The sequence below is a fragment of the Segatella copri genome (genome assembly GCF_009495355.1).
In the GTDB taxonomy this organism is placed as follows: Bacteria; Bacteroidota; Bacteroidia; order Bacteroidales; family Bacteroidaceae; genus Prevotella.
Genome location: NZ_VZAD01000034.1, coordinates 13,340 through 37,024 on the forward strand (window position 1 = coordinate 13,340; position 23,685 = coordinate 37,024).

Annotated in this window: 18 protein-coding genes; 8 read left to right on the plus strand and 10 right to left on the minus strand. The window is 47.1% G+C overall.

Annotated elements, in window-relative coordinates; all coding sequences use genetic code 11:
- Window positions 1–228 precede the first annotated feature (228 nt).
- The gene (locus F7D20_RS03440; RefSeq protein ID WP_158462859.1) at window positions 229–879 is read right to left on the minus strand and encodes a DUF4294 domain-containing protein; all 651 of its coding nucleotides are present in this window, start codon (window positions 877–879) and stop codon (window positions 229–231) included.
- Between the two features lie 180 nt (window positions 880–1,059).
- Between F7D20_RS03440 and F7D20_RS03445 the strand changes: the two genes are divergently transcribed.
- From F7D20_RS03445 to F7D20_RS03475, 7 genes are all read left to right on the plus strand, one after another.
- Window positions 1,060–3,039, plus strand: a complete 1,980-nt coding sequence (locus tag F7D20_RS03445) for a helix-hairpin-helix domain-containing protein (protein ID WP_158462860.1) — start codon at window positions 1,060–1,062, stop codon at window positions 3,037–3,039.
- A 147-nt stretch (window positions 3,040–3,186) separates the two neighbouring features.
- Window positions 3,187–5,133, plus strand: coding sequence for an LTA synthase family protein (locus F7D20_RS03450; RefSeq protein WP_158462914.1), 1,947 nt, complete (start codon window positions 3,187–3,189; stop codon window positions 5,131–5,133).
- 21 nt (window positions 5,134–5,154) lie between these two features.
- A complete protein-coding gene (locus F7D20_RS03455; protein ID WP_158462861.1) occupies window positions 5,155–6,213 on the plus strand; it encodes a CDP-glycerol glycerophosphotransferase family protein in 1,059 nt (352 codons plus the stop codon).
- Between the two features lie 7 nt (window positions 6,214–6,220).
- A complete protein-coding gene (locus F7D20_RS03460; RefSeq protein WP_158462862.1) occupies window positions 6,221–7,294 on the plus strand; it encodes a pyridoxal-phosphate-dependent aminotransferase family protein in 1,074 nt (357 codons plus the stop codon).
- A 25-nt stretch (window positions 7,295–7,319) separates the two neighbouring features.
- Window positions 7,320–8,666: an adenylyltransferase/cytidyltransferase family protein gene (locus F7D20_RS03465; RefSeq protein ID WP_158462863.1), complete on the plus strand. Its 1,347-nt coding sequence runs from the start codon at window positions 7,320–7,322 to the stop codon at window positions 8,664–8,666.
- A gap of 157 nt (window positions 8,667–8,823) precedes the next feature.
- Entirely contained in the window at window positions 8,824–10,023 is a 1,200-nt protein-coding gene (locus tag F7D20_RS03470; protein WP_158462864.1) for an ATP-binding protein, read from the plus strand.
- A 22-nt stretch (window positions 10,024–10,045) separates the two neighbouring features.
- Entirely contained in the window at window positions 10,046–10,819 is a 774-nt protein-coding gene (locus F7D20_RS03475; protein ID WP_022252482.1) for a glycosyltransferase family 2 protein, read from the plus strand.
- A gap of 59 nt (window positions 10,820–10,878) precedes the next feature.
- Here the strand turns inward: F7D20_RS03475 and F7D20_RS03480 are convergent, their stop codons facing one another.
- The 9 genes from F7D20_RS03480 to F7D20_RS03520 form a co-directional block, all read right to left on the minus strand.
- Window positions 10,879–11,679, minus strand: a complete 801-nt coding sequence (locus F7D20_RS03480) for a glycosyltransferase family 2 protein (protein ID WP_158462865.1) — start codon at window positions 11,677–11,679, stop codon at window positions 10,879–10,881.
- A 12-nt stretch (window positions 11,680–11,691) separates the two neighbouring features.
- A complete protein-coding gene (locus tag F7D20_RS03485) occupies window positions 11,692–12,633 on the minus strand; it encodes a glycosyltransferase family 2 protein (RefSeq protein ID WP_022252484.1) in 942 nt (313 codons plus the stop codon).
- A gap of 12 nt (window positions 12,634–12,645) precedes the next feature.
- On the minus strand, window positions 12,646–13,464 hold the full coding sequence (locus F7D20_RS03490) for an alpha-1,2-fucosyltransferase (RefSeq protein WP_158462866.1): 819 nt from the start codon (window positions 13,462–13,464) through the stop codon (window positions 12,646–12,648).
- Between the two features lie 33 nt (window positions 13,465–13,497).
- On the minus strand, window positions 13,498–14,430 hold the full coding sequence (locus tag F7D20_RS03495; protein ID WP_158462867.1) for a lysophospholipid acyltransferase family protein: 933 nt from the start codon (window positions 14,428–14,430) through the stop codon (window positions 13,498–13,500).
- 56 nt (window positions 14,431–14,486) lie between these two features.
- The gene (locus tag F7D20_RS03500; RefSeq protein WP_158462868.1) at window positions 14,487–16,340 is read right to left on the minus strand and encodes an ABC transporter ATP-binding protein; all 1,854 of its coding nucleotides are present in this window, start codon (window positions 16,338–16,340) and stop codon (window positions 14,487–14,489) included.
- 60 nt (window positions 16,341–16,400) lie between these two features.
- On the minus strand, window positions 16,401–17,735 hold the full coding sequence (gene miaB, locus F7D20_RS03505; protein WP_158462869.1) for a tRNA (N6-isopentenyl adenosine(37)-C2)-methylthiotransferase MiaB: 1,335 nt from the start codon (window positions 17,733–17,735) through the stop codon (window positions 16,401–16,403).
- A 219-nt stretch (window positions 17,736–17,954) separates the two neighbouring features.
- Window positions 17,955–19,004, minus strand: coding sequence for a phosphatase PAP2 family protein (locus F7D20_RS03510; RefSeq protein ID WP_158462915.1), 1,050 nt, complete (start codon window positions 19,002–19,004; stop codon window positions 17,955–17,957).
- A 2-nt stretch (window positions 19,005–19,006) separates the two neighbouring features.
- Window positions 19,007–20,002, minus strand: coding sequence for an NAD-dependent epimerase/dehydratase family protein (locus F7D20_RS03515; RefSeq protein ID WP_158462870.1), 996 nt, complete (start codon window positions 20,000–20,002; stop codon window positions 19,007–19,009).
- A 148-nt stretch (window positions 20,003–20,150) separates the two neighbouring features.
- The gene (locus F7D20_RS03520) at window positions 20,151–21,860 is read right to left on the minus strand and encodes a Na/Pi cotransporter family protein (RefSeq protein WP_158462871.1); all 1,710 of its coding nucleotides are present in this window, start codon (window positions 21,858–21,860) and stop codon (window positions 20,151–20,153) included.
- Window positions 21,861–21,967: 107 nt separating this feature from the next.
- Here F7D20_RS03520 and F7D20_RS03525 point away from each other — a divergent pair, with 107 nt between their 5' ends.
- Window positions 21,968–23,629, plus strand: a complete 1,662-nt coding sequence (locus F7D20_RS03525; RefSeq protein WP_158462872.1) for a nucleoside kinase — start codon at window positions 21,968–21,970, stop codon at window positions 23,627–23,629.
- Window positions 23,630–23,685 lie beyond the last annotated feature (56 nt).

Genomic DNA, 23,685 nt, shown 5'->3' on the forward strand with positions numbered 1-23,685 from the left:
AACGAAAATGACACAAAATGACCATGACACAAAATGACCGAATTTCAGCATCCTCTTCTCTGTTTTTTAGTCATTAGTCATTAGTCATTAAGAGAAAATGAAGCAAGTCAGGAAACCACGATTCCAAAGTGTCAAAATGTCAAAGTGTCAAAATGACTAATGACTAATGACTAAAATGACTAACTTTTCAAGATGTTACAGTATATGACCTTTCCATACATAGAAAAGTCAAATCTGTCCCGATTCCACCTGTCTTACCACACGTTCGGTAAGTCGGTCTACGCCGTTGGGGTCGTATTTCTTGGTAAGGCTGGCACCAAAGAGGGCGGCAAAAGCCTGATAGAAGCCAGCACGGATGGGACCAAGAAAAGCCTGTATCAGCTGATAGGAAGATGAGTTACACTCGCGGTAAACCAGTTTGATGCAGAGTTTGCCCTGGGCGTAGGTGAGTTTCTTCATGCGTGGCGTGTATTCGCGCTTGATGTCTTTTTCCACTCGTTTCATGTGCTCGTCTTTCGCCTTTTTGTTGGGCAGTGTTTCCAGATAAGCTCCTGTTTCCAGAATAATCTGTCTTACTTCCTTGGCGATGGGCAAAACTTTCTTTATGTTGTAAACCAGGCGGTTGTAAGCCATGCGCTGTTTGGCATCCTTGAACTCGGGTTCCGGATAGACGTACACCTTGTTGACCTCGACATACTGTACGCTGTCTTTGCCAATCAGCACCTTTCCCACCTTCACCATGGGGTCGAAGGTAGGTGTATCCATGTCCACCTCCCTGTCTTCGGGATGAGGCGTGGAAGTATCGTCGCTCTGCGCCAAGGCAGGCGCGGAGTGTGCGGCGAGGATAGCTGGAAACAGTATGGGTAAAAGTCTTCTCATTTTCATGATTTCTTATTCTGTGCGCAAAAGTAACGATATTTTTGCATTTAAAGAAAAATATTTGCCATTTTCTTCTTCTTTTTCATTATTTCACAGTACCTTTGTCCGAAGTACAGAGCATTCTCGTACGCACCTAAGCAATAATGACAATCTACAGATCAACCTAAAAGCCCCAAAGAGATGACGAAGAGGACAATTTGGCTTTTGTTCGTATGTCTGATGCCGGTCATGGTCCTGGCTCAGAAGGAGATAACTGCTGCGACACCGTGGCAGCAATATCTGGATCAACTGAGCGATGTGGAGGACTTTGAGGACCAGTCGTGGGAGGAATATGAGGACGTGCTGAACGAGTTGGCAGAACACCCCATCAACATCAATACCGCCACTACGGAAGACCTTCAGCGCCTGCCGTTTCTCACTGCCCAGCAGATAGAGGACATCGAGGCTTACATCTATCGCTATGGGGCGATGAAGAGCCTGGGCGAGCTTGCCATGATAAACGGCATGTCGTGGGCTCAGCGCCAGTTGTTGACGTGCTTTGTCTATGTCGGTGAGGTGAAGACAAGGAGTTTCCCCTCTCTGCGCCAGATTGCTAAATATGGAAAGCACGAGCTGATGGGCATGGTGAAAGTGCCCCTGTATGAGCGCAAGGGCGATGCCGACGGCAGTTATATGGGGAGTCGTTACAAGCACTGGCTGCGCTATCAGTTTCGTTATAGCGACAAAGTGAAAATGGGTTTCACTGGTTCGAAAGATGCTGGCGAACCCTTCATGAGCAAAGGCAACGGAGCTGGATACGATTTCTATTCTTTTTATCTTCAGATACGCGGTTGGGGCAGGCTGAAAAACCTCACCTTGGGCCGCTACAGGCTGCATGAGGGAATGGGACTGATACTGAACAACGACTTCTCGTTTGGCAAGTTGTCCACACTCTCGGCTCTGGGCCGCAACAGCAATGTGATCAGGGCGCACAGCTCGCGCTATGCAGCCAACTATCTGCAGGGCGCGGCTGCCACGGTGACGGTAGTGCGCGGACTCGACGTGACAGGCTTTGTGTCGTATCGCAAGATAGACGCCACACTGAAGGACGGAGGCATACAGACCATTCTCACCTCAGGACTGCACCGCACCGCCTCCGAGATGGCTAAGAAGGATGTGGCGTCGGCTTTTCTTGCAGGAGGCAATGTGAGTTATCGAAGGGGCGCTCTGCATGTGGGAGCCACAGGTTTCTACAACTCTTTCTCGCTGCCCCTTACGCCCAACCGCAAGTTGTTGTACAAACGTTTTGCGCCTGTAGGGAGTGCATTCTGGAATGCGAGTGTAGACTATTCCTACGTTTCGCCCCGGCTTGTGGTGCAAGGCGAGACGGCAACCGGCTCGTGTGGGGTCGTGGCCACAGTCAACGCCGTGAGCTACGTCTTCTCCAACCGCTTCTCGTTGGTAGCTCTTCAGCGCTTTTATCCCTATCGTTACTATTCGCTTTACGCCCGTTCCTTTGCCGACGGAACCAGTGTGCAGGACGAAAGTGGCGTGTACCTGGGCGGCAGCTGGACGCCTACCGACAGCTGGAACGTGACGGCTTACACTGATGTGGCTTATTTCGCCTGGCCCAAGTTTGGCACCACGGGCAGCACGCACAGTTGGGACAATCTGCTCAGCATCACCTTCCGTCCATCGGGCTCAACCTTGTTGGGTGCACGTTACCGTTATCGCGACAAGCAGAACAATCAGACCCAGCGAGGCAGACTTTATGCCACGTATGGGGGCAGAAGCTGGAGTTGTAAGACGCAGTGCGACATGAGTTATGTGCGCGAGCCCGAAGCTGCAAGCCGAGGATGGATGGCAAGCCAGCAAGCAGCCTACCGATGGCGGTGGCTGAGGCTGACGTGTATGGCCGGCTACTTCAGTACCGACGACTATGCTGCGCGCATCTATGCCAGCGAGCCCACACTGCTCTACGGCACACATTTCGGCAGTTTCTTCGGCCGTGGCATGCGCCTTGTGCTGACAACCCGCGCCGATGTGGGCAGTCATCTCGTAGCCCTCTGCAAGGTGGGCAGTACCAAGTATTTCGACCGCGACTGTATTTCGTCAGGACTGCAGCAGATAGACGATTCCTCGCAGACTGATATCGAAATACAGGTGAAATGGCGATGGTAAGTCAAAATACGCAGCCAATTATTTGTATATTACATGATTTTTAAGTAATTTTGCCAACTGTAACAACATGTAATAAACAGCTAAAATAACACAAACGTGAGATTAAAGAGAAATTTGTTTACCTCGCCACTCTGTTTCGTCATCAATATGGCGATTGTATACATCGTTTATGAAATATGCCGCCTGGTGTTTCTGGCAGTCAACTGGAGTATGTTCTCCGACTCGCTTACCTGGCAGGCTTTTGGCGAGATGCTCGTGGGCGGCTGGTTCTTCGACACTTCTGCCATTCTTTATACCAACGCACTCTATGCGCTCCTGATGCTTTTCCCCATCCACTACAAGGAGAGTGCCCTGTATCAGAAGGTAGCCAAATGGGTGTTTGTCGTGGTGAATGCCGTGAGCATAGTGGCCAATCTGACCGACTGTGTGTATTTTCAGTACACAACCCGTCGCACCACAGGAACAGTGTTCTCTGAGTTCAAGAACGAGAACAACTTAGGTAGCATCTTCGGCGTAGAGCTTTTGCGCCATTGGTATTTAGTGCTCATCGGCGTGGTGCTGATAGCTGCACTGTGGTATTTCTACCGCATGCCCAAGGGCGAGCGTCCTGAGGCTGTGAAGCGCCCTTACAGGTTGAAACCTATGGCAAGATACTATGCCGTGCAGACGGTTTGTCTGGCAGTCTTCGTGCCTTTCTGTGTTGCAGGTATGCGAGGTGGATTCACTACAGCCGTGCGTCCCATCACCATCAGCAATGCCAACCAGTATGTGGAGCGCCCGCAAGAAGCGGCTATTGTATTAAACACTCCTTTTTCTATTATCCGTACCATCGACAAGCCCATCTTCGAGGTGCCAAACTACTATACAGAAAAGCAACTCAATGCCATCTATTCGCCTATCCATCATCCTTCTGATACGCTTGTTAAGCGCAAGAAGAACGTTGTGGTAATCATCATAGAGAGTTTCGGACGAGAATATATTGGCGGCTTCAATAAGTGGCTCGATGGTGGCAAGTATAAGGGTTATACACCTTTTGTTGACTCGCTGATGCAGCATAGTGCCACTTATCTGTACTCATATTGCAATGGTAGAAAGAGCATCGACGGAATGCCCAGTATCTTGTCGAGCATTCCAATGTTTGTGGAACCATTCTTCCTGACGCCTGCCTCGATGAACAATGTGAGCGGACTGGCTGGCGAACTGAAGAAGGAGGGCTATTATTCTGCCTTCTTCCACGGAGCCGAGAATGGTTCGATGGGCTTTCAGGCTTTTGCCCGCACCACAGGTTTTACGGATTATTTCGGTCGTACAGAATATGATGCAGACAAGCGCTTTGATGGAGACAAGGATTTTGATGGCACATGGGCAATTTGGGACGAGCCTTTCATGCAGTTTTACGCCACAAAAATGGGCGAGATGAAGCAGCCTTTCATGACGGCTCTCTTTACAGCCTCTTCCCATCATCCGTATGTCATACCTGATGAGTATAAGAAGGTTTTTCCTGAGGAAGGTATCGTCATCCACAAATGTATACGCTATACCGACAATGCCCTGCGGAAGTTCTTCAACAAGGCGAAAACCATGCCTTGGTATAAGAATACGCTCTTTGTGATTACATCCGACCACACCAACTTGAGCGACCATGCATACTATCAGACCGACTTAGGTGGTTTCTGCTCGCCTATCATCTTCTTCGACCCGAGCGGTGAATTTAAGCCTGGCATGCGCGATGCCATCGCCCAGCAGATAGACATCATGCCTACGGTACTGAGCTATTTGGGCTACGACAAGAAGTATGTGGGCTTCGGCATCGACCTGCTCACCACGCCAGCCAAGGACACATGGGCTGTCAACTACATCAATGGTTTCTATCAGTATGTGAAGGGTGACTATCTGTTGCAGTGGGACGGACAGAAGACCAAGGCTATGTATCGTTTCCGCACCGACCTGTTGCTGAAGAACAACGTGGCAGACAAGGAACCCAAGGTGCGCCAGGAGATGGAGCGTCAGGTGAAAGCCATCATACAGTCGTACATGGAGCGAATGACGCAAAACCGACTGGTGTATGCCAATGAGAACAACAAAAAGAAGTAAACAACAAGAAAAAGCAAAGATATGAGAATCGTTCTGTTTTGTGAGAACAAGTATGCCATCGACATTCTCAACCCGATACAGGAATACGTGACAGCCAACCACTTGCCGCACGAGGTGCTGTGGTACATTCATCAGCCCAAGATAGACAAGTTTGAGTATGCCGATAAGGTGAGATGGACAGGCTCAATACAGGAGGTTTACGACTTCTCTCCCGATGCCATCTACGTGCCGGGAAACATCGTCCCCTACTATCTGCCTGGAGTCAAGATACAGGTGTTTCATGGCTATGCTGCCGAGAAGAAAGACCACTGGATTATACGCAGATATTTCGATACATACTTTACACAGGGTCCTTATTTCACTTCACATTTTAAGGCTTTGTCGAAGAAGTATGGCGACTTCGAGGTGCTTGAGACAGGATGGCCCAAGCAAGACTGGATCAAGGCCAATCTGCATAAGTATGATGCCGAGCGTGAGCAGTTGCTCAGCCAGAGTGGCAAGAAAACCATCATTCTCTATGCGCCCACTTTCTCGCCCAAGCTTACATCGCTGCCTTACATCAAGGAACAGCTCGGCAGACTGGCAGAGGAGCGAAATGCCTTGGTGCTGATGAAGTTTCATCCATTGACCCGACAGGAATGGGTAGACGAATATCGCGACTGGGCGAGCCAGAGGAATGATGTCATCTTCATCGACAAGGGCGAGAATGTCACCAAGTATCAGCTCATGTCGGATGTGCTCATCAGCGACACGTCGTCCACCATCTATGAGTTCCTGTTGCTCTCGCGTCCTGTCATCACGCTGGGCACAATCTCGAAAGCCATCTACTGGGAGAACATCACCGAGCCGTCGCTGCTCATTGCTGCTTACGACCATGCCCTGACCGACCCTGAGGCTATAGCCAAGCGGCAGTGGATAGTAGACAACTACGATCCCTATCTGGACGGCAGGGTGTGCGAGCGCATGATAGCTGGTGCTGAGGACTACATACGTCGCCACGGCGTGCCGAAGAAGAGGAAGCTGAACCTTTGGCGTAAATATACCAGCATCAAAACATTTGGAAGAATCAAAAAAGGATAAATAAAATATGCTTAATTTTACAGTAGGACCTGTCATGGCAAGCGATGAGGTTAGAGCTATCGGTGCTGAGCAGGTTCCATATTTCAGAACAGCAGAGTTCTCAGAAACCATGAAGGAGAACGAACGGCTGATGAAGGAGTTTGCCAAGGCTTCTGATGATGCCCGCGTGGTGTTTATCACAGGTTCGGGAACTGCCTCGATGGAGGCTGTGGTGATGAATTGCTTCACGTCTGTCGACAAGCTGTTGGTGGTGAACGGAGGTAGCTTCGGTCATCGTTTCGTTCAACTGTGCCAGATACACGACATTCCTTATACCGAAATCAAGTTGGAGACGGGCAATCCGTTGACAGCCGAAGAGCTGAGCGCCTATGAGGGACAAGGCTATACAGGATTCCTTGTCAACCTGCACGAAACCTCAACGGGTGTTCTCTACGACATAAAGATGATCAGCGACTTCTGTCATCGCAACCAAATGTTCTTGGCAGTTGACTCCATCAGTTCGTTCCTTGCCGATCCATTCGACATGCAGGCATTGGGCGTCAACGTGATGATAACAGGTTCGCAGAAAGCTCTGGCTTGTCCTCCGGGCATATCGGTTATCGTTCTCGATGCTGAGGCTCAGAAGCGAGTGGAAGCCAACCAGGTGAAGTCGATGTACTTCGACCTGAAGGACGCCCTGAAGAATGGCGAGCGTGGACAGACTCCCTTTACACCTGCAGTCGGAACATTGTTGCAGATCAATGCCCGGCTGAAGGAGATAGAGCGCAACGGAGGCGTGGAGAGCGAGAACCGCAGAATGAAAATGTTGGCAGAAGACTTCAGAAGCAAGATCAAGGACTTGCCATTCACCATCGTGTCGAAGTCGATGTCGAATGCTGTCACTCCGCTCCATCCGCTCCATGCGTCGGCCTACGACATCTTCCTGAAACTGAAGGATGAGTATGGCATCTGGGTTTGCCCTAATGGCGGAGACATGGCAGAGAAGGTGTTCCGTGTGGGACATCTCGGACATCTCTCACCCGAGGACAACACCACTTTGGTGAATGCACTCAAGGACATGCAGCAAAAAGGACTGCTCTGAACAAAAACTCCATAAACAAAGAATAATGGTAAAAGTCATCACATACGGAACCTACGACCTGTTGCATTACGGTCATGTTCGCCTCTTGGAGCGTGCCAAGGCTTTGGGCGATTATCTCATCGTGGGAGTAACATCCGACACCTTCGACCGCGAACGTGGAAAGATCAACGTACAGCAGTCGCTCATGGAGCGTGTGGAGGCTGTAAGAGCCACGGGGCTGGCAGATGAAATTATCATCGAGGAATATGAGGGACAGAAGATTGACGACATCAAGCGCCTGAATGTCGACATCTTTACGGTAGGCTCCGACTGGAAAGGCAAGTTCGACTATCTTAAAGCCTATTGTCAGGTGGTGTATTTGGATAGGACCAGTGGCGTGTCGAGCACAGAGATACGCTCAGAGCAGCAAGTGGTGCGCTTAGGACTGGTGGGCGAGTCGCCCATACTCAACAAGATAGAGCGTGAGAGCCAGTATGTGAATGGACTTGAGTCGGGCAAGGTGTTTACACTGAACGACACTTATCTTTCAGACAGTCTGAAGCGCCCATCCCAGCAGGCTGCATCCTATCAGGACTTGCTCGACGACAGCGATGCGCTCTATGTCATTTCGGCTCCCGAGAAGCATTATGCACAGATCAAGGAGGCGCTGCAGAAGGGGAAGCACGTGCTCTGTGAGTCGCCAGTCACCATGGAGACTGAGCAGTGGGAAGAACTGCGACAGATGGCAAAAGACAGGAAGTTGGTGCTCATGGATTCCATCAAGACGGCTTATTCTGTGGCTTACTATCGTCTTCTATTATTGGCAAAGGGAGGCGTCATAGGCGACATCATTTCTGTAGATGCCACCTGTACAAGTCTGGTGGATTTTGATCCGACTCAAGACTCTCAGAAGAGCCTTTACGAATGGAACAGCATCTGCGCATGGGGTCCTACAGCGCTCCTGCCCATCTTTCAGTTGTTGGGAACAGGTTTCACCTCAAAGCAGATTGCCACTCACTTCTTAGACGAGCATCAGAAGTATGATGCCTTTACGAAGATTTCTTTAGTTTATCCTCATGCTGTAGCCTCGCTCAAGGTGGGGCAGGGTGTCAAGTCGGAAGGCTCGCTTGTCATATCAGGCACCAAGGGCTATATCTATGTGCCGGCTCCTTGGTGGAAAACCGATTACTTTGAGGTGAGATACGAGAATCCGCAGAACAACAAGCGTTATTTCTATCAGTTGGACGGCGAGGGCTTGCGCTATGAGCTCCTCTCCTTTCTCAAGGCCATCCGCACCGGCAAGGACTTCTCGTATGTGTCGGGCGACATATCGGAATGCATCATCAAGGTTATTGCCGATTTTGAGGCACGAAAGGATATGGTTGTTATCTGATAAGGATGTTAATCCTTCTTGCACCTCCTTCCAATAGAGGAACTGAAATAGCAGCGCGCTGCAAATCTTATGTATTTTCGAAAGAAAAATGCAGTGCATTTCATTTTTCTTGAGAAAGTTTTGTATATTTGCAGTGTAATTCATTTTTTTTCTGCTTATGATAGAACGTACAGAGTATATGTCTCTTCTGGAGAAATGGAGAGATAAGAAAATAATAAAAGTGGTGACTGGTATCCGTCGTTGTGGCAAGTCTTCTCTTTTGAGGATGTTTCGTGAGAAGCTTCTTGTTGAAGGCGTGTCTGAACAACAGGTGCAGGAACTCAACTTCGAAGACTTGGACAATGAGCCATTTCTCAACTATAAGGCTTTGTACTCGCATGTCAAGAAGAATCTTTGTCCAGGAAAGATGAATTATCTCTTTTTTGATGAGATTCAGATGGTGGATGGATTCCAAAAGGCGATAGACAGCTTATTCTTATTAGATAATGTTGACCTCTATGTGACTGGCTCCAATGCTTATCTCTTGTCTGGTGAGATAGCAACCTTACTTACTGGTAGATATGTAGAAATCAAGTTGTTCCCATTCTCTTTCAATGAATATCTCCAATCTATGCCTTCTGATGCGAATATTGAGGCAGCTTATCGTGAATATATCGAGAAGAGTTCATTCCCTTATGTCTTGCAAATCAAAAATGACCGTGAGATGGTGCGTGAATACCTTACGGGGTTGTACAACACGATAGTACTGAAAGACGTGGTGAGTCGCAGGAAGATAACGGATGTCATGATGCTGGAGAGCGTTGTTCGTTTTCTGGCCGATAATATTGGCAATATATCCGTCATCAAGCGTATCAGTGACACGATGACTTCTTTGGGAAGAAAAATAGCTTCGCATACTGTAGAAAACTATATCTCAGCCTTAACGAACAGTTATATTTTTTATTCTGTTCCGAGATATGATGCCAAGGGGAAGCAATTGTTGAAGACAGGACAGAAGTATTATCTTGTGGATGTTGGTTTGCGCAGTATCATCAATGGTACCAAGGGTGGCGACTTGGGGCATGTGTTGGAGAATGTCGTCTATTTGGAATTGGCGCGTCGGGGTGGAGAAATCTATGTTGGAAAAATAGGTGATGCCGAGATAGATTTCGTTGTTGTTCAAGGTGAGCGAAAAGCGTATTATCAAGTTTCACTTAGTGTGAGGGATGAGGATACAATGAAGCGAGAATTGGAACCCTTGCAAGCCATACCGGATAATTATCCCAAATACCTATTGACGCTTGACAACGATCCGCAGATATTCCATGATGGCATCAAGCAACAGTATGTGTTGGACTGGTTGAGAAGGGAAAATTAAAATATTAAAAGATAAAATGGATATGAGCAATAATAAGATATCAGTAGTAATCAATACTTACAATGCTTCGCAGCATTTGGCACGAGTGCTTGAAACCGTCAAAGACTTCGACGAGATAGTGATTTGCGACATGGAAAGTACCGATGATACTTGCGACATAGCAAAGCGATATGGATGTAAGATTGTTGTCTTCCCGCGTGGCAACTATCAAATCTGTGAGCCCGCACGCCAAACTGCTATTGATGCTGCTTCTCATAAATGGGTCTTTGTAGTGGATGCTGATGAGTTGGTTCCTATGCAGTTAAAGGATTATCTTTATGGTTTGATAGCTCATGAAGATGTTGCCCAGGGATATTATGTTCCAAGAAAAAGTAAGTTTATGGGTCGGTTTATGCATTGTTTTTATCCTGATTACCAACTTCGCTTTTTTATAAAGGAAGGTACTGTTTGGCCTGCTATCATTCATGCAGATCCGATTATTCAAGGCCGAATTGATAAATTGCCTTCAAACAATGAAAATTTGGCATTTGTACATCTTGCCGACGATTCCATTTCTTCTCGTATGGCTAAAATCAACCAATATACAGAAAGTGAAATAGAAAAGAAGAAAGACCGAAATTATGGAATAGGTGCTTTGTTTTATCGTCCGTTTGTTAGATTTTTTAGAGCTTACATACAGAAGGGCGGTTTCCGCGATGGAATAGAAGGCTTTATTTGTGCTTGTTATGAAGGTATTTATCAATTTGTGGCAGTGAGCAAGATACTGGAAGATAGGAATCGTAAGAATGAAAAATGAAAATCAGCGTGAAGTGTGTTGGAAATGGCACTTCACGCTGATTGTGTTATTGCTTCATCTTAGGATAGATACTTATCTATTCCGTTTTCACACCATGAAAGGTGTTCTCGTTTTACTTTGTCAAGTTCTGCAAGGTGTCGTTGTTCGTTATTTTTAGATGCCTCTTTGTGGTAAAGGTGGTAAACATTTCCTCCCATTTTAAGAGCTTTCTTCTTGACACCAGCAAAATGAAGGCGAAAAGCAATTTCTCCATCCTCGTGTCCCCATTGCATTAAGTCCTCATTGAAGCCGTTTACCTTAATTAGGTCATCTTTCCAAAAGGCCATATTGCAGCCACGTAAGTGGTCTATTTTTTTAGCATATCTTTCTGCCATAAAATGGCGTAAGAACTTGGAACGGAAACTGTTGAAAACAAACGTAATTGGCATATTCCAAATGCTCAGCTTGAATTTTTTAGAATCCATCAATCGTTTGGTTACTTTAGGAGATAGCTTCACTCTACTGCCACATACGAAATAGTTCTTTTCTGCAAGTTCAAGATGGTCACTTACGAAATGAGGTGACAGGACAACATCTCCATCAACTTGTAAGATGTACTCTCCTGAAATTTGCGCAATAGCTTTGTTTAGTATGATAGTTTTGCGAAATCCTTTGTCTTCATGCCATATGTGTTTGATAGGAATGGAGGTTTCATTTCTTAATCGTTCAATGAGATCTGTAGTCTCATGTGAAGAACCATCATCTGCTATAACAATCTCATCGGGTAAAATGGTTTGTGTAAACATACTTTTGATGGAAAACTCTAATGCTTCCGGCCAATTGTATGTAGATACAAGAATACTAACTTTTATTTTTTTCATTGTTATCTTGTTTTATAGTCTTAGCTTAATATGTAATATCTGGCAGAGTGTTTTGATAATGCGCTCCAAGTAATAGCATTTCTTAGTTACTCCATATTTGCGCATGTTGGCAAGTGTTTGTTTCTTGCGGCTTGCCTCCATGTTCGTTCTGATGATTTCCTTATATACATAACCTTTTGATAAGGTAAGTTGAAATCCATTTAATATAAGTTTATCCCAAAGATAGGTGAAAATGATTAGCTTTTCTGCTAATTGCTTTTCCTTTCTATCTATTTGAACTGTAACACTTTGGCTATGTCGCCTGAACCGATTAAGTCGTTTGTGTAAGATGGCGACATCACCTTTCTCTGCCATTTTTATCCAGAAGAGCCAATCTCCACAATAGTGCATAGCAGTAAAGTCTTTATCAATGAGGTGATACTTGCTCTTGCGGAAGACGGTCATGCTGGCATTGTAGGTTTCATCATGATATAACATGAAGTCTTTTAGGTATTGGTGGGAAGTATAGGTGTATGTCTTGCCATTATCTTTACCTAAAGGCCAGGTATCATAATTACGTTCCAATTTCTTTCCATCCTGGTCTACTAGGATTGACCCACAATGTGTGAATGAGATACGAGGTTTTTCGTCTAATATTCTCACAGCATTTTGTAGGAATGTCTTATCGCAATAATCATCGCTTTCTGCTATCCAGATATATTCGCCTTGTGCCAAAGCGATACCTTTCTCCCATTGTACGAATGGGTTGCCCGTGTTTGTTTCACCCAAGATAAGGTGGCTTACCTTGGGATGCGATGCAAATTGTTGAAGATATTGGCGGCTGCCGTCTGTTGAGCAGTCATCTAGTAATATAACTTCATAGTCGGTAAATGTCTGCTCAAATATGGATTGTAACCTTTGAGGAAGATATTTGCGGTAATTGTAGTTGGGTACAATAATGCTGACTTTTGGCATATAACAAATAGTTTATCTGATATTACGGAATAAATGATTGAACTTTTCGAAAGATGAGATGGAGAGTTTTTCCTCTTTATCTTCAAGCCAATATAGCGGAAGGTCATGATACATGGCTGCCACCAGAGAGAATGTACTTGGAGCACCTATCAGGTAATCACATTCCGAAAGCAGGCATAGGTCATCTTCTTGACCGCCTTGTGGATATACGATGGTGGCACCTTTTAGCTGATCACGATAGAATGACTTGTCAAGGGCAGGATCGTTGCTGCAGATATACACTGTCAACTGCTTATCTGGAAACAGCGACTGGAACTGCTGAATGTAATCTTGGTATACATCATCTTCAAAATAGTATTTCCCATTATGCCATGTCTTGTAGTCACCTCGGCGAATATGCACACCAAGCCTAATCTCATCAATCTTCTTTTTGCCCATAAAGGCCTGGGCTTTATCCAGAATAGGCTTGTCGAAGGAAAAGAGGTCTATGATTTCTGCTTTATACTTGATGAAGAGTTCGTAGAAACGGACACACCAGCCTTTAATCAGAACGTGTTTGTTGCGGGCTACAATAGCAGCATCTCTTTCAATAGCCTCTTCGGCTATGTCGTTGAAGTCCACGGTAGCTATCAGTCCCCACTTGGCAGCGTATTTAGCTATTATATAAGTCAGGAAGTTATGGCCTTTAGTGTGGCATATCTTGAAATATTGGTATTTATAGCAGAAACGCATAGAAATGCTTTTTCTGCCATGCTCACGTGCCCAAGCGTAAACATGACCATACTGCAAGATATTGTTACACATACGTCCTTTGTCTGTTACAAATATCATCTTTTTTATCTGGTTAAATATAAATTCTGATAATTATTGTAGATCTCTTCTCATTTTATGCGTCAATGGGTCTACAACTTTAAGCCATTGTTCACGTGTACGCTTCCAGCGGTTGTGTGTCCAGAGCCAATAAGGAGGCTGACGCTGGATAGTTTTTTCCAATTCGCGGAAATACATCTCGGTGATTTCAAACTCCTTACATTCTTTGGGTTTGTCGGTCAATAGTTTGAATTCTCCTTTATAATAGCCACGTTTCACTCGTTGCATATCCAAGTAGTATACAGCAAAGTTGGCTTTTATGGCTATTTTCTCTGTACCAGTGAGCACAGGAGTGTCATGGTGCAGAAAGTCGGTCCAGTAATGGATGTTGTTCCAAAAAGGTACCTGGTCGGCAATGAAACCAATGACAATCTGTTTACCTTCCTGTCGCATTTTAACAATCTTTCTTAAAGTTTCAGCCATAGGGATGCTGATGGAACCCAGGCGGTTGCGGAGGTAGAGGAAGAGTTTGTCGAAAGCCTCGTTCTCCAGTACATGATAAATCTGGCCGAATGTAATGTCCTCGCCAGCCCAAAGAGGTAGGGATGTAACCCATTCCCAGTTGCAGTAATGTCCCAAATAGATTGCGCACGACTGGCCTTTCTGGCAGGATTCTCTTACCTTTTCGGCTCCTACAAACTGCATGCGCTTCTTGATTTGCTTCTTGCTCATCGTGAAGAGCTTGATGGTCTCTACAATGTAGTCACAGAACCAGGAGTAGAATTCCTTCTCTATCTTGATGCGCTCTGCCTCGTTTTTTTCAGGGAAAGAGTCGAAGAGGTGTTTCCTTACCAGTGGGCGACGATATTTCACCAAATAATAAATAAGGTAATATAAGCCGTCGCTGAGAATGTAGAGCACTCTCAGCGGCAGCAGAGACATCAAATACCAAATGCAGAATACACTGCCATATAATATTTTCTTCATTGTTGTTCTGCGAAAATGTTACTCAACATTGAGCATTATTTTAGTTTCTTTTTTGCTTACACCTGCTGCATGTCGTGCAACTTGCGGTAATAGCCATTCTTGGCTATCAGGTCTTCGTGAGTGCCTCTTTCTACGATGCGTCCCTCATGGAGCACACATATCTCGTCGGCATTCTTGATGGTGCTCAGGCGGTGGGCTACAGCCACAGTGGTGCGGGTCTTCATCAGTTTTTCAAGAGCATCCTGTACCAGTCGCTCGCTCTCTGTGTCGAGTGCTGATGTAGCCTCGTCAAGGATGAGGATAGGTGGATTCTTCAAGATGGCACGGGCGATGCTGACACGCTGGCGCTGGCCACCTGAGAGACGTCCGCCACGGTCGCCGATATTTGTATCGAAGCCTTGTTCCGACTGTGTGATGAAGTTGTAGGCATTGGCTATTTTTGCTGCGTTGGCTATTTCTTCTTCTGTGGCATCGGTCTTGCCAAATCGTATGTTGTCCTTGAAGGAAGCATTGAAGAGGATTGCCTCCTGATTCACGTTGCCTATCAGCTGTCGGAGGTCGTGCACGGCCAGGTCTTTCACGTTGATACCGTCGATAAGCACTTCTCCTTCCTGTACATCGTAGTAACGTGGTATGAGGTCTACCATCGTACTCTTTCCGCTACCGCTCTGTCCTACCAGGGCAACGGTTTTTCCCTTGGGAATCACCAGGTTGATGTTCTTCAGCACATAAACCAACTCGTTGTTGCGGTGGTCGGTATAGGCGAAGGATACATTGCGGAATTCTATCTGATGCTCAAAGCTACTTATATGAGCAGGGTTCTCCTTATCCTTGATTTCTATCTTTGCCTGCAGTATCTTGTCGATACGGTCCATGGAGGCAAGACCCTTAGGGATGTTGTAGCTTGCCTTCGAGAACTCTTTCAGTGGATTGATGATGCTGTAGAGCATGACGAGATAGAAGATGATGGTAGGACCGTCGATGCGTCCGTAGTCGAGAACGAGAATACCTCCAAACCACAATACGATGACGATGAGTATGGTGCCCAAGAACTCACTCATAGGATGTGCCATCTGCTGACGTATGTTTACTCGCATGATGTGGTCGCGATACAATCCGTTCACTTTGGCGAAAGCTGCGTTCATCTTGCTTTCAGCACAGAAAGCCTTGATGATGCGCAGACCGCCAAGAGTTTCTTCTACCATGCTCATAGTGTCGCTCCACAGCGACTGTGCCTCTGTACTTTGTGCTTTCAGCTTCCTGCCCACAAAGCCCATAAACCATCCGAATCCTGGTACGAAGAGGATGGTGAAGATGGTGAGCTGCCAGCTGATGACGACGAGAGCAGTGAAGTAGGCTACGATGAGGATAGGATTCTTGAAGAGCATGTCGAGTGACGACATGATGCTATTTTCCACTTCCTGTACATCGCCGCTCATTCGTGCTATGATGTCGCCCTTGCGCTCCTCGCTGAAGAATCCCAACGAGAGGGAGGTAATCTTGTGGTAGAGCTGGTTTCGGATATCGCGCACGATGCCTGTCCTGATGGGAATAATCATGGCAGATGAGAGGAAGTAGGCTCCAGTCTTCAGGAATGTCATGAAGGCCAGGAACAGACCGATGACCAAAAGCGCCGTAGAGGCACTATACTCTACGATAAACTCCTGGATGTAGTAGTACATATTGTTGGTAGCTACTTCCTTGATGCTGCCAAGGTCTCCATTCCAGCTCATGTAGTCGTTGGCACGTATGCCTCCGTCTACCTGAAACAGGATTTGCAGGATTGGTATGAGTGCTGCAAATGAGAAGATGTTCAATATCGCTGACAGGATATTGAAGACGATAGAAAGTGCCAGGTACTTCTTGTAGGGTGGCACAAAGCGTCGTAAGACTTGCAAGAATTCCTTCATAGTCTGCAAATATAGTGCTTTTATTGAAAAACGCAAAGCCTTTTTGCGTTTTTCTTGTTTTTATTCTGTTATTTCCTCACCAAAGAGTGTAGCAGAGGTGGAACCTGTGATGCGTACTTTCACAAATTCGCCTATGTGATGATTGCCTTTGTCCATGATGACGGCCTTGTTCTGTTCGGTGCGTCCCATGAGTTGTTCGCGGCTTCTTTTGCTGAAGCCCTCGATGAGGATAGTAAACTCCTTGCCCTCGTCTTTCTTGTTTTGCTGGGCGCTAATCTCGGTCTGCAGTTTGATGAGTTCATTGAGTCGGGCTATCTTTGTCTCCTCTGATATGTTGTCGGGCAGATGCTTGGCTGCATAGGTGCCAGGACGCTCAGAATACTTGAACATAAAGGCGCTGTCGAAGCCGACTTCCTTGACGAGCGACAAGGTGAGCTGTTGGTCTTCCTCAGTCTCGTCGTGGTAGCCCACAAAGATATCTGTCGTGATGCCGCAACCTGGAATGATGCGCTTGATGGCGGCTATCTTGTCCAGATATTCCTCACGTGTGTACTTGCGGTTCATGAGCTTCAGAATCTTGTTGCTTCCGCTCTGGGCAGGGAAGTGGATATGTTTACAGAGGTTGGGCTCTTTGGCTATGGCTTGCAGGATGTCCTCTGTCATGTCTTCGGGGTTGGAAGTGGTAAATCGTACGCGCATATCGGGCACGGCCTGAGCCACCATGTGCAGCAACTGGGCAAAGGACAGGCTTCCTTCCTCGCGCTTGCCCGATGGAGAGAGACCGTAGCTGTTGACGTTCTGTCCCAACAGGGTTACTTCCTTGAAACCACGGTCGTGCAGGTCGCGTACTTCGCGCAGGATGCTTTCTGCATCACGGCTTCTCTCTCGGCCTCGTGTATAAGGAACGATACAATAGTGGCAGAAGTTGTTGCATCCACGCATGATGCTTACAAATCCGCTGATACGGTTTCCGCCGATTCGCTGAGGCACGATGTCGCGGTAAGTCTCAGTCTTGGATAGTTCTATGTTGATGGCGTTGTTGCCGTTTTCGCACTGTGCTATCATGTCGGGCAGGTTGAGATAGCTGTCTGGTCCGCATACCAAGTTGGCATAATGGTTCTCGATGAGGTCGGTCTTTACTCGTTCTGCCATACAGCCCAGCACGCCCAATATTACTTTCCGTCCTTTCTTCTGTTCGGCGTGAAGAGTTTCCAGACGGTGGTAAATCTTGTTCTCTGCATTCTCTCTGATGCTGCAGGTGTTGAGGAAGATAGCATCGGCCTCTTCTTCCTTCTCACACATGTCGTAGCCTGCCATTTGCATGATGCTGGCTACAACTTCGCTGTCTGCCACATTCATCTGGCAGCCATAAGTTTCGATAAATAGTTTCTTCATTGTTCTAGATGAATTCTATTTGTTTTGTTATTAATTGAACTTTAGCAAGTTCAGAAGTTATAGAAGTTAAAGAAGTTATCACTCCCTTCGGTCGTTAGAAGTTATAGCCAACAGCCTTTTTTGATTGAATATTTAGCTGTAAAGCATATGGCTTTAACTTCTCTAACTTCTTTAAATTCTTTAACTTCCCCATTTGCAATATATATAATAATGTGTATATTATCTCTGACTCAGTTTGGCGGTTGAGGTGTTGTGCTCGGTCATGTTGCGCGATACAGCCATCAGCCCGAAGTATACTGCTACTCCTGTCACCAATCCTGCCAAGGCATCTATGAGGTAGTGAGCCTGTATGTATACAGTGGCCAGGCACAGGAAGATGTAGAAAGGCAGGAGAGTGTAGGTGAGCTTGCGGTTGCCCGAGTGCCATGCCAACAGCATGCATACGGTGCTGATGCTGACATGCGAGCTTGGAAAGGCTGCTGTGGGGCGCTCGCCTGCTGCCTTGGCGTCTTCTACGAGATGATAGAATATGCCGTCGGTATAGCCTGGTGTAGGCAGGCAGTCGGTGCAGTAGTTGAAATAGTCGTGCATGGGTGGAAAAACACCTTTGGCTATGTCGCTCAGTCCTACGGCATGATAGTAGAACGTTGGTCCGGCTACGGGCACGAAGATAAATATCACATAATAGATGATAAACGAGGCGTAGATGACGAATGTGGCACGCTCGAACTCTCTGTATCGGCAGAAGAAGTAGTAGTAAGCCACAATGACCATCATGGGATAGTACATCACGTAGCCCAAGTCCATCAGCTCGCTCACGATGACCCAGGGCATGTTCTTGGCAAACACCAGTGCTGGCTGGAATCCGAATAGCGACTGCTCCCATTGGGCAAAAACATGGTCCAGATTGGGGAACATGCGGTTGATCTCGTAAGTGTCTGGATACCACCAGGCGAGGAGCGACAGTTGGGCGAGGATTCTTGCCATCTTGGTGATGCGGCAGGGAATCATGCGATATACAGCCCACATGGCTGCTGTGATGAACAGTACTCTGATGCGTCCCCATACCATAGACTCGGGGTTTACCAGTTTGGTGTAAGTGAAGAGCATGGCTATCACGGTGATGGCCATATATCCCAACATGACCCATTCCAGTGCCAGGAGTCCTTTCTTCGGGTTTTTCTCTATCTTGAAATAATCTTTTATCACACTATTCTTGTTTGTTGTTTTTTCTGAAGGTCGTAGTGAAAGTCTGTCTTTCTGTCCCATCATTACAGCCATCCGTTCTTCTTGTACCATTCTACGGCCAGCTTGACGCCTTGTTTCAGCTTGTAGCGAGGATGAAATCCCAGCTCATCGACAGCAGGCTCGATGTCGCATCTCCAGTTGCGCTGTTTCAGAATGTTGTATTTGTCGTTATTAAGAGCCGACATCTTGCCAGTCATCCTTCCAATGTATTCGCCAAAGAAGGTTACCAGGCGGAGCACCCATATAGGCGCTTTGATGCGCAGGAGGCATGTGTCGCCCAACTCGTGGTGAAGCAGGTCGCTGAATGTTTCCGACTGATATACTTCTCCGTCGCTGAGGAAGTATTTGCGTCCGTTCTTACCATGGTTGAGGGCAAGGAACACAGCCTGCACCACATCCTGAACGTATACGAAAGTGATGTCCTGACGCTTGAAGCCTACCGAGAAATCGATGTGCTGCTTGATGCTTTTTGCCATCAGGAAATAGTCTTTCTCGCGAGGTCCGTAAACACCTGTAGGTCGCAGTATGATGTAGGGAAATCCTATGCCTAAACTGTCGAGGTAGCGTTCGGCCTTGAGCTTGCTCTTTCCGTATGCCGTGTTGGGTTTGGGTGTGTCGTGCTCTGTGATTTCCTGATAAGGCTGCTTCTCGCGTATGGCACCAAAGATGCTGAGTGAGCTTACGAAGACGAATCGCTTGATGGGCATCTTCAGCGCGATGATGGCATCTGCCAGGTTCTTGGTTCCTTCGGTGTTGACGCGGTAAAAGTCGTCAACGTGCAGACACTTCGTTGCGCCTGCTGCATGAACCACATAGTCGAACTCGTGTCCGTCTAACTGGCTGATAAGTTCTTCCTTGGAGGAAAGATTGAGGTTGATAAAATGGATGCGCTCGTCCTGCAGGTATTTTCTGGAACTGGAGGGGCGAACTGCCGCCCATGTTTCCATACCTTGCCTGAGGGCCTCTTCTACGATGAAGCTCCCTATGAATCCCGACGCACCCGTCACTAATATCTTCATTAAATCTTTATAAAATTGCAATTTAAGGTGCAAAGATACGCTTATTTGTACACATGGCAAAGGAAAAAGGTCTTTTTTTCAATAAAGAAGGTCATATCATCCTGTTTTCTGGGATGATATGACCTTCTTGGGGCTGAAATGTAGCGATTTAAGCCTCGTGCTGACGCACGCCCATTCGGGCTTCTACGACGTTTACCACATAGTCGCCGAGTTTCTCGCATTCCTGTACGATATCCATGTACATCGTGCCTATGGCGTAGGTGTAGAGGTGGTTGTTCACGTCGTTGATGTTCTGGCTCTTCAACTGGTTTCGGTAGTTGTTGATTTCGTTCTCTATGTTGAACGAGAGATTGGCATCGTTGTCTACCTTATGTCCTACGAGCGTGATGTTCATCTGTGTGAGCGCCTGGTCGGTAAGCTCCATCATCTGGTGCATGTGCTCATACTGTGAAGGTATGAAGTCTTCCTTGCCCTTGATGCGTCGGTTCAGGGTTCTTGCTATGTTGTAGCAGCTGTCGCCGATACTTTCTATTTCTGAAATCTCACGCAGCATGGCGCGTATCTTAGCCTTGGTCTCGTCACTCAGATGTGAGTCGCTCACCTGATCCAAATACTTGGCAATCTCTATCTCCATATTGTCTGAGATTCCCTCGTACTTCTCGATACGGGTGAAGAGTTTCACAAACTTGTCTTCGTTGGTCTCGCCCAGGAGCTCTTTCACCATGCCAAACATTCGCTGTATGCGCTCGGCAAAGGAGTGGATTTCCTTTTGTGCCTCGAGGACAGAAATTTCTGGTGTCTTCATGATACCAGTCTGGATGAAGCGCAGACGGAAGTCGTCCTCGTCGGCATTCTTCTTAGGACGGATGATCTTGCACACCAATTTCTCTAACTGTGGAATAAACCATACCAGGATGAAGGTGTTGGAGATATTGAAGGTGGTATGGAAAGCGGCAAGCACAAAGGACAGCTTGGCAGCATTGGCGATGAAGTGCGGGTCGCTCTTTTCCATCACGTCGTCGTAGCCCACCCATCCGCATACGAGATGGATGAAAGGACGGAACACGCACAGGATCCACAGCACACCGAAGAAATTGAACACCATGTGCGCCATGGCCGCCCTTCGGGCTTGCGTGTTGGCTGTGAGGGCTGCCACATTCGAGGTTACTGTGGTTCCGATGTTCTCACCCATCACGAGGGCAATGCCTTGATAAATGGGCAGTACGCCGGTGGAACAGAGTATCATCGTGATGGCCATGACGGCTGCCGAACTCTGTACGCACATGGTAAGCACGCTACCTATCAATAAGAAGACGATGGTAGTATTGAAACTGTGAGGATCAAAGCTTGCGAAGAAGTCGAGGACGGGCTGGTTGTGAGCCAAGTCCATGTCGATACCGGTTTGTCGGAGAGTTCCCAAACCAAGGAACATAAAGGAAATACCAAAGATGAAGTCGCCAACGATTTTGCGTTTCTTGCTATAGATAAGGATGATGGCGAAGAAGAAAGCCGGCCATACAAAGTCGGTGATGTTGAACGAGAAGCCTGCACTCATGATCCAGGCGGTGAGGGTGGTTCCGATATTGGCACCCATGATGACCGATATGGCTTGCGCCAAGGTGAGAAGACCAGCGTTGACAAATGATACTGTCATCACCGTGGTGGCAGTAGAAGACTGCACGGCTGCAGTGATGAGTGTTCCTGAGAGGATGCCTGTCAGGCGGTTGGTGGTCATGGTTCCTAATACATGGCGCAGCTGTGGGCCAGCCATCTTCTGTAAACTGTCGCTCATCGACTTCATACCAAACATCAATAAGGCGAGTGCTCCGATAAGCCTAAAAAAAATCCAAATCGACATATTTTAATTTAATTTAAGTTGCTAATAGCATGTTGTTTCCTTTTTTATTTGTAATTTTACCCGAAAGTTGAGAGAACGTTTAACTTTGTAACACTATCGAAACGAAAATGAAACAAGTAGTACAAATCCGCTGCAAAAATAATAAAAAAACTCAGAAAGTAGCAAACGGAAGCACACTTTCTGATATTTTTTCTTCATTTAACCTCAAAATGGAGCATGGGCCCGTGTCTGCCAAGGTGAATAACAAGGTGGAAGGCATGCATTATCGTGTTTACAACAACAAGGATATTGAGTTCCTCGATATGCACACTTCCTCCGGCTCGAGAGCCTATACTCGTACACTTTTTTTTGTGCTCTGCAAGGCTGTGCAGGATCTTTATCCCGGGCATGATGTGGTGATCGACATTCCGGTGTCGAATGGTTTTTATGTCGATGTGCGACTGGAACGTGATGTTACGGCCGATGATGTGGACTGCATCCGTAAGCGAATGCAGGAAATCGTGGATGCACGTATGCCTATCCGCCGCTATATGGTGCCTACCGAGGACGCCATAGCCCTCTTCGAGGAGAAAGGTGATGTGGAGAAGGTGAAGCTGCTGCGCACTTCGGGCTCGCTCTATACTACCTATTATAAAATAGGTGAATACGTAGACTTCTATTATGGCACGCTCCTCACCAACACCTCGCAGCTCTATCTCTTTGGGTTGGAGAAGTATTACGACGGCATGCTGTTGCGCATTCCGTCGCTCAAGAACCCTGATGAACTGGGCGAGGTAACCCGTCAGGACAAGATGTTCGAAATCTTCAAGGAGCATCATCACTGGCAGGATATTATCGGCATCCGAACAGTGGGCGACTTCAATGCGGCTGTTGATGCGGGCCATGCCACGGATATTATCAATATCAGCGAGGCGCTTCAGGAGAAGAAGATTGCCCAGATAGCCGAGCAGATAGCAGCACGGCCTGGGGTGAAACTCGTCCTCCTGGCTGGACCTTCGTCGTCGGGTAAGACGACTTCGTGCAAGCGTCTCTCCATACAGTTGGCTGTCAACGGACTGAAACCTCTGCAGATTTCTCTCGATGACTATTTCGTCGATCGCGAGCGAACGCCTAAGGACGAGAATGGAGAATATGATTATGAGAGTATCTATGCCCTCGACCTTCAGAAGATCAACGACCAGTTTAATGCCCTCTTCCGTGGTGAGGAGGTGGAACTGCCTAAGTACGATTTTCAGAGCGGCAAGAGTAAGAAGAGCGGCCAGCGACTCAAGATGAACGACAATAATGTGCTCGTGGTGGAAGGCATTCATGCGCTCAATCCCGAACTGACAGCCCAGATTCCCAACGAGCAGATTTTCCGTGTCTATGCCTCTGCGCTTACCACTATTTTGCTCGATAATCACAACTACATCCCGACAACCGACAACCGTCTGTTGCGCCGCATCATACGCGACTACAAATATCGTGGCGTCTCGGCTCAGGATACGATTCACCGATGGCCGTCGGTACGTGCTGGCGAGAACAAGTGGATTTTCCCTTTCCAGGAGAATGCCGATGCCATGCTCAATACGGCCATGCTCTACGAGTTGGCTGTTCTCAAGATGCAGGCAGAACCGCTGCTGGAGCAGGTGCCCGAAAACTGCGACGAGTATGCTGAGGCTTACCGACTGCTGAAGTTCCTGAAGTATTTTAAGGGCATTCCTTTCAACAATCTGCCTCCTACGTCACTGTTGCGCGAGTTTCTTGGCGGAAGTTCGTTCCACTATTAAAGTGTTTTTGTGCTTGCGAAAGTGAATGCCGGTTTGGGTCGTCTATTATGACCAGC